Origin of the sequence: Paenibacillus macerans, from assembly GCF_900454495.1 — a bacterium.
In the GTDB taxonomy this organism is placed as follows: Bacteria; Bacillota; Bacilli; order Paenibacillales; family Paenibacillaceae; genus Fontibacillus; species Fontibacillus macerans.
Map to the genome: position 1 here is coordinate 962,679 of NZ_UGSI01000001.1, position 12,243 is coordinate 974,921.

12 protein-coding genes are annotated in these 12,243 nt (G+C 56.8%); 5 read left to right on the forward strand and 7 right to left on the reverse strand.

The window, feature by feature from the left end; genetic code table 11:
* The first annotated feature begins 32 nt into the window (after positions 1-32).
* From DYE26_RS34490 to DYE26_RS04490, 3 genes are all read left to right on the forward strand, one after another.
* Complete coding sequence (locus tag DYE26_RS34490; protein ID WP_164815250.1) at positions 33-1,229, forward strand: DUF4183 domain-containing protein; 1,197 nt, start codon at positions 33-35, stop codon at positions 1,227-1,229.
* Between the two features lie 83 nt (positions 1,230-1,312).
* Positions 1,313-1,729, forward strand: a complete 417-nt coding sequence (fosB, locus tag DYE26_RS04485) for a metallothiol transferase FosB (RefSeq protein WP_036622554.1) — start codon at positions 1,313-1,315, stop codon at positions 1,727-1,729.
* Positions 1,730-2,209: 480 nt separating this feature from the next.
* Positions 2,210-3,094, forward strand: a complete 885-nt coding sequence (locus DYE26_RS04490; protein ID WP_036622556.1) for a radical SAM/SPASM domain-containing protein — start codon at positions 2,210-2,212, stop codon at positions 3,092-3,094.
* A 117-nt stretch (positions 3,095-3,211) separates the two neighbouring features.
* Here the strand turns inward: DYE26_RS04490 and DYE26_RS04495 are convergent, their stop codons facing one another.
* From DYE26_RS04495 to DYE26_RS04520, 6 genes are all read right to left on the reverse strand, one after another.
* Complete coding sequence (locus DYE26_RS04495) at positions 3,212-4,051, reverse strand: 1,4-dihydroxy-6-naphtoate synthase (RefSeq protein WP_036622558.1); 840 nt, start codon at positions 4,049-4,051, stop codon at positions 3,212-3,214.
* Positions 4,048-4,767 carry a futalosine hydrolase gene (locus tag DYE26_RS04500; protein ID WP_036622560.1) on the reverse strand — a complete coding sequence of 240 codons (720 nt, stop codon included), beginning with the start codon at positions 4,765-4,767 and terminating at the stop codon, positions 4,048-4,050. Before DYE26_RS04500 ends, DYE26_RS04495 begins: the two co-directional genes overlap by 4 nt.
* Positions 4,768-5,018: 251 nt before the next feature.
* Complete coding sequence (gene namA / locus DYE26_RS04505; protein WP_036622562.1) at positions 5,019-6,029, reverse strand: NADPH dehydrogenase NamA; 1,011 nt, start codon at positions 6,027-6,029, stop codon at positions 5,019-5,021.
* A gap of 573 nt (positions 6,030-6,602) precedes the next feature.
* A complete protein-coding gene (locus DYE26_RS04510) occupies positions 6,603-6,794 on the reverse strand; it encodes a hypothetical protein (RefSeq protein ID WP_036622564.1) in 192 nt (63 codons plus the stop codon).
* On the reverse strand, positions 6,791-7,945 hold the full coding sequence (locus DYE26_RS04515; protein ID WP_164815282.1) for a DUF4062 domain-containing protein: 1,155 nt from the start codon (positions 7,943-7,945) through the stop codon (positions 6,791-6,793). The genes DYE26_RS04510 and DYE26_RS04515 overlap by 4 nt, the downstream gene beginning before the upstream one ends.
* An 80-nt stretch (positions 7,946-8,025) precedes the next feature.
* Positions 8,026-9,831 (reverse strand): SgrR family transcriptional regulator, encoded by a 1,806-nt coding sequence (locus tag DYE26_RS04520; protein WP_036622568.1) that lies wholly within the window; start codon positions 9,829-9,831, stop codon positions 8,026-8,028.
* 201 nt (positions 9,832-10,032) lie between these two features.
* Between DYE26_RS04520 and DYE26_RS04525 the strand changes: the two genes are divergently transcribed.
* Positions 10,033-10,215, forward strand: a complete 183-nt coding sequence (locus DYE26_RS04525; protein ID WP_036622570.1) for a hypothetical protein — start codon at positions 10,033-10,035, stop codon at positions 10,213-10,215.
* A 94-nt stretch (positions 10,216-10,309) separates the two neighbouring features.
* Positions 10,310-11,386 (forward strand): glycosyltransferase family 4 protein, encoded by a 1,077-nt coding sequence (locus DYE26_RS04530; RefSeq protein ID WP_036622572.1) that lies wholly within the window; start codon positions 10,310-10,312, stop codon positions 11,384-11,386.
* A 62-nt stretch (positions 11,387-11,448) separates the two neighbouring features.
* Here the strand turns inward: DYE26_RS04530 and DYE26_RS04535 are convergent, their stop codons facing one another.
* Positions 11,449-12,225: a YheC/YheD family protein gene (locus DYE26_RS04535; RefSeq protein ID WP_036622574.1), complete on the reverse strand. Its 777-nt coding sequence runs from the start codon at positions 12,223-12,225 to the stop codon at positions 11,449-11,451.
* Positions 12,226-12,243 lie beyond the last annotated feature (18 nt).

Genomic DNA, 12,243 nt, shown 5'->3' on the forward strand with positions numbered 1-12,243 from the left:
TGCGCGGCCGTCTTATCATATGCTGGAAACGGATGCGGCGGATAGAGCATCTGCTTCATGAGCGCCACGGGCAAATGGAACGCCCGGGAGCGGGTGGCTGCTCCGGCGTCCCCGGTTTGCCGGGGGCGAATGGCCCGGCAGGCGCTCCGGGGGGACCGGGTCCCGCGGGAAATACAGGGCCGGCCGGACCGCATGGAGCTCTCGGGCCACCGGGAACGATCGGGCCGGTGGGCCCGCAGGGACCGGCGGGAGAAGCGGGTGCACGGGGGCCGGTGGGCATGCAGGGACCTGTGGGAGAAGCGGGTCCGCGCGGTCTGGCGGGTCCGCAGGGACCTGTGGGAGAAGCGGGGGCGTACGGTCTGGCGGGTCCGCAGGGACCTGTGGGAGAGGCGGGGGCGTACGGTCTGGCGGGGCCGCAGGGACCTATGGGAGAAGCGGGGGCGTACGGTCTGGCGGGTCCGCAGGGACCTATGGGAGAAGCGGGTCCCCAGGGGCCGGTGGGACCGCAAGGGCTAGCGGGCGATCCAGGTCCGCCGGGGCAAGTGGGTCCGCAAGGGCCGGCGGGGGATCCAGGGCCGGTGGGGCCAGTGGGTCCACAAGGGCCGGCGGGAGAAGTGGGTCCCCAGGGGCCGGTGGGACCGCAAGGGCCAGCGGGAGAAGCTGGACCACAGGGGGCAGTGGGTCCGCAAGGGCCGGCGGGAGAAGCGGGTCCCCAGGGGCCGGTGGGACCGCAAGGGCCGGCGGGAGAAGCGGGGCCACAGGGGCCAGTGGGACCGCAAGGGCCGGCGGGAGAAGCGGGGCCACAGGGGCCAGTGGGTCCGCAAGGGCCAGCGGGAGATCCAGGGCCGGTGGGAGAAGCGGGTCCGCAGGGGCCGATAGGCCCGCAAGGCCCCGAGGGGCCTCCTGGCCCCCCCGGACCTCCCGGCGGCGCGATTCAGGTAACGCCTACCGTGTTCCGCTACTTTTATTTTCCTCCTGCTAATTTACAAGGGGATGTCACCGTCCCGGCGAGCGAGTTTACGGATGACCAGGGAAATCCGCCGGCCGCATTTTCCGGGCTTGGCAGCGAATCATATGCCAATTTGTATATAAACGGCGTAATGCAGGAAGGCAGCCTGTATACGCTGTCCCCCCAGGCTTTGACGCTTTTGCTCGGTCAGGATATGATATTGGCGGGGACGCCGATTATTATCGAAATCGTGCAGATTACGGCCCAAGCCATAATCTGAAAATCATTTTTATCACATAATGCGTGCCGCATAAAGGGCGAGGCGTTATGGCCTTGCCCCTAATTTTTGCTGGGAGGAGCCCAATGGATATTAAGGGAATTAACCATTTCTGCTTTTCGGTAGCCGATCTGGAGCGGTCGATTGCTTTTTATGAACAGGTATTTGACGCAAAAATGGTCGTGAAAGGGAGGAAACTCGCCTATTTCGATTTACACGGTTTATGGATCGCTTTGAATCAAGAAGACATCCCCCGGGACAAAGAGAACCGTACATACACGCATATCGCGTTTACGATCGAAGAAACGGATTTTGACGCTGTTCTGGACAAGCTGCGGCAATTGAGCGTAGAAGTGCTGCCGGGGCGCGAGAGGGATGTGCGGGACAAAAAATCGATTTATTTTTTCGATCCCGACGGGCATCTGTTTGAATTCCATACGGGAACGCTGGCGGATCGTCTCGACTACTACCGGGCGGAAAAAAGCCACATGACCTTTTACTGAAAAGCTTCGGCGGCTTTAGAGCATTTTTTGTTGGGCTTTTGCCCCGTATCAGCTAGAATAAAGACAAGCCCGGAAATTTAATGGTTATAGCAGCAGCTATTTTCCGAAAAAAAACCTTTTCTACACTGGCGTTGCATTAACGCCTACACAAAATCTCTGGTACACCTAGCCCGCTATTTCATTTGAGATCACGCCAGAAATCTAACGGTTGTATTAGTCGCTATTTTGCCAAAAAAGCCCCTTTCTAAATTTTAACGGTTGTGAGCGCAGTTATCTGCTCAAATCTGATTCCAAATATCCGGGTTTTAGCTAAATAAGCGCTATGGCAACCGTTAGAATTCGAAAACGGCGATATTGGAGCAAATAGCGGCTGTGGCAACCGTTAGAATGTGGTGGCGAGAAAATGTATCTTGTCGGATTTAATACAACTAGTGCGGACAAATCCCGAATACTAAATCAAAGTGAAGTAGGCTCAAGTACATGAAAAAGTTCAAAAAGTTTTATATCGAAACGACCAGCATTTGCAATTTGGCGTGCAGCTTTTGTCCGCCGACGCACCGCAACGCGCAGTTTATCAAAACGGAAGACTTCAGCAAAATTTTGGACGACATTAAACCTCATACGGATTACATTTATTTCCACGTTAAAGGGGAGCCGCTGCTGCATCCTAAAATCGACCGGCTCCTGGACATCAGCCACGAAAAAGGATTTCAGGTAAACATCACGACCAACGGCACATTGATTCCGAAGGTTAAGGGTAAGCTGCTCGGCAAGCCGGCGCTGCGTCAGATGAATTTTTCGCTGCACAGCTTTGACGGGCATGAAGGCTCCGCGGACCGGGAGGGTTATTTGTACTCCATTTTGTCTTTCGTCCGGGAGGCCGTCGCTTCGTCCGATCTGATCGTTTCGTTCCGGCTCTGGAACTTGACGAAGGACAACGAAACGAACTTGCAACGCAAACGCAACCGCGAGACTTTGGAGATCATCGAAAAAGAGTTTGGCCTGGACTACCGCATCGAGGAGAAAGTCGTACCCGGCAGCGGAGTTCAATTGGCCGAGCGGATTTACTTGAATCAGGATCATGAATTCGCCTGGCCGGATTTAAAAGCGCAGGAGGACGACGGCAAGGGCTTTTGCCATGCGCTCCGCAATCAGGCGGGGATTTTGGTCGACGGTACGGTGATCCCTTGCTGCCTCGACGGCGAAGGGGTGATCAATTTAGGCAACGTGTACAAAACCCCGTTTTCAGAAATTATCGAAGGGGAACGGGCCAACCGATTGTACGAAGGGTTTTCGCGCCGGACAGCGGTGGAAGAACTGTGCCGGAAATGCGGGTACCGCCAGCGTTTTGGCGGTGGAGCTTAGGAGCCGGACTCAAGTAAGAGAAAAGGGGAAAATGAAAGGAGCCTGTACGGCTCCTTTTTGAGTAGATTTGGGGAGGGTCGACGCATAATTAGCATATCCGCCAAGTGGCCGGCGCTTCTATCTCAGTTTCGCGGGGTCCACCTTCGGGACGAGCCCTTCGGCCGCGGCGCGGTCGAGCAGGGCGGCCACGGCGGCATAGCCGTCTTCGCCCAGCTCCGCCGTATAGCGGTTGACGTACAGATTGATGTGCGCCTGCGTCACTTCCGGCGACATTTCCTGCGCGTGGCTCATCACGTAATCGGCGGAAGCTTCGGGATGCGCCCAGGCGTATTCGACGGATTCCCGCGTCCAGCCGGCAAGGGCCGCCAGGTCAAGCGAGCGGCGGGCGATGATGGCGCCCAGCGGAATCGGCAGCCCCGTATCGGATTCCCACCAGCTGCCCAGATCTTGAAGCATCTTGAGCCCGTAGTTCTGATAGGTGAACCGGGCTTCGTGAATGACCAGCCCGGCGTCGATATCGCCGCGCTGCACGGCCGGCATGATCTCGTCAAACGGCATGACGATGATTTCGCCGACGCCGCCCGGGACATGTTGTGCCGCCCACAGGCGGAACAGCAGATAGGCAGTCGAGCGTTCGCTCGGGACCGCCACCCGGCGTCCGGACAGGGCGGACGCCTCGTCCGCGCCGCCATCCGTTCCGGCGGTCAGCACAAGCGGCCCGCAGCCGCGTCCCAAAGCGCCGCCGCAGGGCAGCAGCGCATATTCGTCCAGCAGCCAAGGCAGAGCCGCGTAGGAAACTTTAAGCACATCCGGTCCGCGGCCGGATGCCGCAAGGCCGTTCGTTATGTCGATATCCGCATAAGTCACGTCCAACTCGGGCGCGCCGGGGATCAGTCCGTGCACCCAGGCGTGAAAAACGAAAGTATCGTTGGGACAAGGGGAAAAAGCGATGTTCATGATTGCAGCACCTCCGGTAGTATTGAGCAGGCTTGTTCCAGCGCCTGCAGGGCGTCGCCGATTTTCCACAGCTCGCGCCGGCGCGGGCCGACCGCGTTGGAAATGGCCCGCAGCTCCAGCGACGGAAGGCCGAACTGGCGCGCCGCTTCGGCGACGCCGTAGCCTTCCATCGCTTCGGCTCCCGCGCCGGGGAAGCGGGCCCGCAGCGCTTCGGCCGTTTCCGCCGTACCGGTCGCGGTCGACAGCGTCAGGACCGGCCCGCAATAGGCCGGAAGCCCGGCAGCGGCAAGGGCGTCCGCCCAGCGGGCGGCAAGGCGGCGTTCCACCGCGATCCGCGCGGAGCCGAAGCCGAGCTCGTCCACGCTCGCAAAGCCGTCCGGCGTTTCCGCGCCCAGATCGGCGGCGATGATTTCGCTGGCAACGACCAGCGAACCGACCTCGGCGGCCCCGCGAAATCCGCCGCCGATGCCCGCGCTGATGACGAGCTCGTATTCGCCGCCAGCCGCAGCGAGCGCTGCCGCCGTCGCCGCGGCAGCCGCTGCCGGGCCAACGCCGGCGAGCCGCACCTCGGCCCCGGCATGTCCGCCCAGGCCGCGTTGCACGGCATCCCGCTCCGCCTCCACCGCCGTCATGATCAGGACGCGCTTCGGCGCACGAAACGAAGCAGTGCCGGCCGGGGCGAGCCCGGGACGATTTATTGAATCAGAAAGGTTCATAACAGCTTGACAACTCCTTAACCAAACTCACTCTTCAAATTATATAGCTTTCGTCCCGGGAAATCCAAGCGGGGCTCGGCCAGGCCCGCCGAATTCAGGGCCGATCCGCGGAGCAACTGCAGCGCTTGGCAGCGGGCCGTACCGGCCGGGGCCGAGGCGGCAAAAACCGGACCTTGAGCCTACGCAAACCTGCGTACAAAAGCTCAAGGTCCGGTTTTAGAAAAGCGGCTTTTACCACTCCCCGGCGGCGGTCAGGCTCTCTGGTATTGAACGGGACGCTCCAGCGTGGTGCGCAGTTCCTTGGCCGCTTCGTAAGGCCAATAAGGATTGCGCAGCAATTCGCGGCCGAGGAACACAAGGTCGGCGCGGCCGTTCCCGATAATTTCTTCCGCTTGGAGCGGGCTGTTGATCAAGCCGACCGCCCCGGTAGCAACGCCTGCCTGGGCGCGGATTTGATCCGCCAGATTTACCTGATAGCCGGGGAACACGTCGATCGGCGCCGGCACGAGCCCGCCGGAGCTGCAGTCGATCAAATCGACGCCCTGTTCCTTCATCCGCCGGGCATAATCGATATATTGATCCAGTGAGTTGCCTTCCGGGGCGTATTCATTTGCCGAAACCCGCACGAACAGCGGGCCGTCCCATACGCTTTTCACCGCGTCGATCACTTCGCCGAGCAGGCGGTAGCGGCCGTTTGCGTCGCCGCCGTATTCATCTTCCCGATGGTTCGAAACCGGGGAGAGGAATTCGTGGATCAGGTATCCGTGAGCGCCGTGGATTTCGATCACATCGAACCCGGCTTCCTTCGCCCGGCGCGCCCCTTCCCGGAAGCCTTCGACGATCCGCCGGATATCGCCGGCGTCAGCGGCTTTTGGCACTTTCATGTCCGGGAACGGGATGGCCGACGGAGCGACGATCGTCTCGTCCAGCACCGCTTTTCTGCCGGCGTGCGCGAGCTGAATCCCGATCTTGGCGCCGTTTTGGTGAACAAGGTCCGCGAGTTCCTTCAGCCCGGCGATATGCTCGTCGCTCCAGATGCCGAGGTCGTCATAGCTAATCCGTCCTTCGGGGGCGACGGCGGTCGCTTCCACGATAATGAGTCCGACGCCGCCGACGGCACGGCTGGCGTAGTGAACCCGGTGCCAGTCGGCGATTTTTCCGTCCTGGTTCGAGGAAGAATACATGCACATAGGAGACATGACGATCCTATTTTTTAAAGTAACCTGCTTTACCGTCCATGGGGAAAACAGTTTGGCGCTCATGATAACCACTCCTTTTATATTTATCGATATCTCATTTAAAAAAACCATCCTATACCATCGTAATTCACGCCACACAAAGATACAAGTACGCACAATTTTGTTGTATAGGATACTTTTTTATACTTAAATCTCACTTTCGCAGAGCCAAAAAACGGCTTTGCCGCTGTCTATTTATTTCGTCTGGTCGGATGGCGGGAAAAAGTGTGCTTGACCGGCCCCGCTCTGATCAATAATTGCAAATCATACAGCTAACTATATATCCATTTGCCCAATCATTCGGTTAATTGCATTTCATACATCTATTTCCTCGTCTCTTTGCCTATTCTTCAAAAGATAGCGGAGTAATTGCAGGTTTTACACTTGATCAAGCGCTATGGCAGCATTTGCGGATAAGCAGCTGTACATTTTGCAACTATTCCATTCAACAACTGTTTATCACAATGATTTTAGGCGCTGTCGTCGGACTGCAGTAGATTCGTAAAGGGGAAGCCCCGCTCAGCCGCCCTAAACGCTAAAAACCGCTTCGCCCGGCATTTTAATGTCGAAGCAAAAGCGGTTTATGATTTGGAGAGCTCAAGCCTTTTTGCTGGCCTGGGCAAAACGGTCCTTGATTTGTTTGTTGTTGCGTTTCATCGCCGAGCGCTGATCGCGCAAAATTTGGGAGGAATTTTTATCCGAAGGGGCAAACAGCAGCGCTTCCTTCGGCTGAAAACCGATGGCTTTGGAGACGACTCCGTTTTTGGATACGAATACGCCGCGACTCAAGACGGCATCCCTCCTAAACATAGTTTGACAAATTGGATGATGACCGGATTTTTACTCATTATAGCATGATTGGCGCTCTCTTTGTAGCGGATGAATTTCCTGTAGTCCCAAGACGGGTCGGCCGGGAAGTGCAGCGTCAGCACATATTCTCCCGAGCGGATGCAGTAATAGAACATGCTTTTCGATTCCGTGAAAAAAACCTGCTCCTGCTGGTTCCCCAAATGGTAGGTCAACACGGCGTAGGAGCCGTTGTTGTCGAGGGTGTATTCAGCCGGTCCGTTCGCCTCGCCGGCCTGAGCCACGGCCTTTAGCCTGTCGTCCGACCGGACGTATAGCGTGGCCGCGCTGCAATCCTTGTAGTAACCGACCTGCTCGGCTATATACTGTCCGTAACGGTGTGCGATCATTCCGCCTTCAAAAGGGGAGATGAGTCTCTGAAGAAACGCCTCCGGCTCCCGCAGGCCGCCGATTTCCAGCTGCGGAAGCAGGCCGCTGATCAGCTCGAACGCATGATCGAACTGTTCCAGACGCTCGCTGTTCTGCTCAATTGACGGCTCCAGCGGCAGCAGCAAAGCGCCGCGCCTGAGCAGGTCGCTGAAATACCCGCGCCAATCGATCGGAACGCCCAGCGAAAGATCGTCAATGTATATTTTGCGTATGGCGATGTCGTAAAGCAGCAGCCATATGTAAGGATCGATATGATGAGGCAGGCCGGGCTCGGCAGCAAGGATATCCATCATTTGCCTGGAGCTCGGAAAACGTTCTTCCTTGGCGATAAACCGGTCGATGAACGGTTCAAGCAGCGGCTTGACGCTGCCGAAAAACAGCGATTTAAGCTGTACGTCGCCAAAGACGAGAATCGTTTTCCCGGCTTCAAACGCTTTGATGAATTCGAGATGAGTGACCGTTCGATCGGCATCGGGCTCATAGGTCCCGGCTTTGCTGCCGATAAACAACAGATAAATGTCGCATTCCTCCACCGCCTCGAGGCAGCGTAGCACAGGATCGGTTCCGGCCGGCCACGGACCGAGATTCTCCTCCCACATGACCGGCTCATGCCCCATAGCGGCCAGTTCCCGGAACGCGGTTTTGCGGAGAGGCTTCAACCCGTCTTCGTTCACGGAGCTAATGAACACCTTTGTTTTCGCCACGGCTAAATACACTCCCGGATCGGTATTTCCAGCATTTTCTTCCATTATACCCCAGCTTGGCGGAATTGGACATCACCGTTTTATCCCGCCGGCAGCGCAGAGGTCAGCCAGATGTCCTTAAAATCCATCCAGCCGAGATTGTTGATCGCGAGCCCCCGAATCGACGGGTGGACGTAAGTGTGCAGCTTTTGATGAACCAAAAACATCACCTGCGCCTCTTCCTGCAGCCGGAATTCGATTTGCCGAAGCAAAGCCTGGCGCCGTTCCGCGGAGGAGGAAGCCAGCACCTCGGACACCATGCCGAACACCCAGCGGGTCAGTTCCGGGGGCATAGTCCGGCGCAGGAAGCTGTTATCCATCAAATAGCATTCCAACTCGCAAACTTCATCTTCGGCGAAAACAAGGCAGGACAAAACGCAGTCCGCTTCCTGGGAAAGATCGGCCGTGTTGGCCATATTCGATTTATCCGCATAGCGGATTTCCACAGGAATTCCGATCGTGGCGCATTGCCACCGGATCCATTCCGCTTCATCGCGGTCCAGATAATTGGCGATAAGACGGATTGGGGTGCCGTCGTATCCGGACTCCTCCAGCAGCTGCCGGGCCGCCGCGGGATCGTGGCGGTGGATGCCAAGCGCGGCATCTTCGGTAGGGCGGAAACTGCGGGCCGGGTATCCCGGTTTTCCGGTATGCGCGAGCATGCCGGGACGGTCAATGATCAGATTGACCGCCTGGCGGAAAGCCAGCGACTGCTGGGGCCCCTTTTTGTTGCGGTTCCAGTTGATCAGGCTGCATCCTTTGCAAAGCTTCTCGATCCGTTCCCAATCCGTTCCGGCACGATCGGGAATGCGGGTATCGCCTCCGATAATCTGCTCCCATTTGATTCTGGAGGAATTCGGGATGTTGTCGGGCAGGAACACAAGGGTCACGCCGTCCAGATAAGCTCTGCCGAGAAAATACGCCGGGTTCACCTCCAGCTCCATCCGGCTGTCGCTCCAGTGCGTCAGGCGAAAAGGGCCCGTGCCGCTCGGCTGCGTCCAAAAAGCTTGCTCATCCCGGCCGAGCAGGTCGGAGGGAAGAAGGGAAGCGCAGGATGAACAGAGGAGGCGGGGGAACAGCCAGTTCGGCTGGGTCAGGAAAAATTTGACCGTTCTCGGGTCAGGCGCCTCCATCCGTTCCACGGTAGCCAACAGCCAGAGGTTGGCCGAACCGTCTTTCAGGCGGCCGAAGGTAAACATGACGTCTTCCGCGGTCAGCTCTTTGCCGTGGTGAAAACGGACGCCTTTACGCAGGTGGAACGTCCATTCGTCACCGTTTTCGTTATGCTCCCAATGGTGCGCGATCATCGGCACGACTTCGCCAAGCGTTCCGTCGAATTGGACCAGCCGGTCGAACAATTGCCGGACCAAATGCGAGTCGAACCCGTAAAACAGGTTGGCCGGGTCGAGCGTCATCGGCTTCTTGTATACGGGCAAACGAAAAATGTCCCTGCAGCTTTGGCCGGCGGCGAGTTGCTCGATCCCGAATTGCTCGTTTAACCATAAAATAAACTGTTCCACCACCGGCTTATCCTCTTCGCGCTGATTGAGGAATTCAAACGCCTCCCGGTATTCCCCCTTTTGCGCCAAAGTTTGCGCCAGTTGCAGAAGAAAAGCGGGCCGGCCGATGCGGAGAACGAGCCGGGAGCGGTGGCCGCGGCCCCGGCCGGGATGCCACTCGATCAGCTCTTCTTCCTGCAGCTTGCGGATAATCAGCTTGACGTTTCGCTCGGTGCAGTGAAACAGCTCCGTCAAATCCTCCAGCGCCACCTCCACTTCCCGCGTTTCCGTCGATTCCGGCCCGGAAAAATGATTAAGCAAAGTTACATAACGTTCTGCCGTTAACATATGCGATCGCCTCCACAGCGGATATTATCTTGATGCTTGCAAGTACAAAGAACCGTAATTCCCGGACATGTCCCGCTTGTTTCCCTAAAAGGGGAAGTGCTTTGGCAATAGTGTACACTTTTTCTTCCTGCTTTTAAAGCGGATAATGAGAGCAGTTTAAACAGCTAGAATCAAACGGGAAGCCGTAAGGAGGTCATACGCATGAGTTTCGATGAATTTTACCGCAGGGAGCGGGAGCTGAAGCATTATCATAAAACAAAGGGCAAGCTTTACGAAGCATGGTATATAGACGACAAGATCATTCGGGAACGGTGCGGCAAGGGCAAAAGGGCGCAAAACGCGTGGGTGAAGACGCTTCGTTCGTTTTTTCAAATGGTCAAATGATAGAACTCTAAATTCGGCCTTTGCCCCGCAGCAACCAAAGCTCCGGACGCATATGGTGAATAAGCCATCTGATCCTATGCGTAAGGAGGATAAAATGAACATTTTAATGGTTGCGCCCGAGCAGATTCCGGTTCCGGGGAACGGATCGGTGGAAATTTGCATGCTGGCGATCGCCAAAGAGCTGGCCGCCCGCCATACCGTTACGATCCTCAGCAGACAGTCGAAAGGCTTGCCGCCGGTGAGCCGCACCGGCAAATTAACGATCGTCCGCGTGCCTTCGGGCAGTCCGAACCGATATATCGCTTCCGTGCTGAATTATTTAAAAGGCAGGAACTATGACCTGATTCAGGTCGACAACCGGCCCCATTACGCGGCCAAAATCAAAGCCGCTTTTCCGCGCACGCCGGTCTCCCTGTTCCTTCATTCATTAACTTTTGTGAGAAATACGTCCGCGGTGGCCGCCAGCATAGCCAAACCCGATCTCATCGTCGCCAACAGCGATTCGCTGAAAGCGAAATTGTCGGAGCGATTCGCCCGGTTGGCGGGTAAAATATATACGGTGCACCTGGGAGTCGATACCGAACGTTTTAAACCGCCAGCCCGGCGAACAGTCGCTCCGGGTCAATTCCGGGTGCTGTTTGCCGGAAGGGTCATCCCCCGCAAAGGAGTCCCCGTTCTGATCAAAGCCATCGAACTGGTGCGGCGGGAATGCGCCGGAGCGAGCCTGACGGTCGTCGGAGGGGGAAAAGCCGGGTATTTGCGGGAGCTGCGCCGGTTGGCCGGCAAGCATCGGGTGCCCGTCCGCTTTGTGGGGAAGGTTCCGCATCGGCAGATCGACCGTTATTTCCGTCAGGCCGACTGCTTTGCTTGTCCTTCTCAAGAGCACGAAGCGTTCGGCCTCGTCAATGTAGAGGCGATGGCCTCCGGGCTGCCTGTCGTAGCCTCCAATATCGGGGGCATCGGGGAAATCGTAGGCCATGGCCACAACGGTTATTTGGTAAAGCCCTATTCGGACCCCCGGGAGCATGCCAAGTGGATTTTACAGTTGGCGAAACATCCGGAAGCGGCTGCAAAAATGTCCAAACAGGCCAGACGCGATGCGGTAAGCAAGTTCGGCTGGAACCAGACGGCCGCGAACCTGATGAAGATTTATAACCGGTATGTATCCTGAAAACACGGGCGGAGGATTGCTGCAGGCATCATGCGGCAATCCTCCGCGTTTTTGGATTAGAGCTATTTGCGCTGAACTCTTCCGTTCGCACGGGAATAGCGGATGACCGTGCGGAATATGTTTTTGTCCTTTAACTTCCTGAATATATACGGGTCCGGCGATGTATTGACTTCGAGGATCCAGGGACGCAGCTTTTGGTCGACGGCAATATCCGCGCCGATTTCGCGGATCCCGGGAAAAACCTTATGAAGGTGGTTGGCGACGTCTTCGCCAAGGTCTTGCAAGTCTGTGCAATATGCCTTGATTTTGGGGCCTTTCATATGTGGGGAAAGCAGTTTTTCCACAGGCATTAGCGTGCCGTCGCTATGATAGTTGGTGACGATTTTTTTAGGGTGGGCCAGCCTGCCGATGTAACCGGTTGTTTTCCAGACTTTTTGCGGCGTTTTTTGGACCATGACCCGCAGATCAAACGTGCGGTTTTGGTAGGTGAGCAGGTGAATGCCTTGTTGAACGAGGTAGTCCCCCTTTCGTTTATGCTGTTGGATAGACACATAAAGTTCGTCGAAAGTTTTGAAGGAACGGGCCTTGGTTTCGAGCTGGTACCGGTACGGGACGGCGCTTGCCGCCGGTTTCAACTCCACTCTCATCACTCCTCTTCCCAGGGAGCCGTTAACCGGTTTGACGTAAACCATTTTGTGCTTCTTAAGCATGTTAAGCAGGTTGGCCCGGCTGAACTTGCGCATCTCCGGCAGGAAGGGCCTTAGTTTTTTGTTTTCCAGGAGCGCTTTGTTTTTTTTCCATTTGCTGATTACATGGCGCGGATGCCGGCCTGGTTTCATGGATTAAATTCCCCTTTG

What these genes read in the sequence shown, in the direction of transcription:
- DYE26_RS04530 (WP_036622572.1), top strand. Translation starts at nt 10,310, where the DNA reads ATGAACATTTTAATGGTTGCGCCCGAGCAGATTCCGGTTCCGGGGAAC.
- DYE26_RS04490 (WP_036622556.1), top strand. Translation starts at nt 2,210, where the DNA reads ATGAAAAAGTTCAAAAAGTTTTATATCGAAACGACCAGCATTTGCAAT.
- DYE26_RS04535 (WP_036622574.1), bottom strand. Translation starts at nt 12,225, where the DNA reads ATGAAACCAGGCCGGCATCCGCGCCATGTAATCAGCAAATGGAAAAAA.
- DYE26_RS04520 (WP_036622568.1), bottom strand. Translation starts at nt 9,831, where the DNA reads ATGTTAACGGCAGAACGTTATGTAACTTTGCTTAATCATTTTTCCGGG.
- DYE26_RS34490 (WP_164815250.1), top strand. Translation starts at nt 33, where the DNA reads ATGCGGCGGATAGAGCATCTGCTTCATGAGCGCCACGGGCAAATGGAA.
- DYE26_RS04525 (WP_036622570.1), top strand. Translation starts at nt 10,033, where the DNA reads ATGAGTTTCGATGAATTTTACCGCAGGGAGCGGGAGCTGAAGCATTAT.
- DYE26_RS04500 (WP_036622560.1), bottom strand. Translation starts at nt 4,767, where the DNA reads ATGAACCTTTCTGATTCAATAAATCGTCCCGGGCTCGCCCCGGCCGGC.
- namA (WP_036622562.1), bottom strand. Translation starts at nt 6,029, where the DNA reads ATGAGCGCCAAACTGTTTTCCCCATGGACGGTAAAGCAGGTTACTTTA.
- DYE26_RS04495 (WP_036622558.1), bottom strand. Translation starts at nt 4,051, where the DNA reads ATGAACATCGCTTTTTCCCCTTGTCCCAACGATACTTTCGTTTTTCAC.
- fosB (WP_036622554.1), top strand. Translation starts at nt 1,313, where the DNA reads ATGGATATTAAGGGAATTAACCATTTCTGCTTTTCGGTAGCCGATCTG.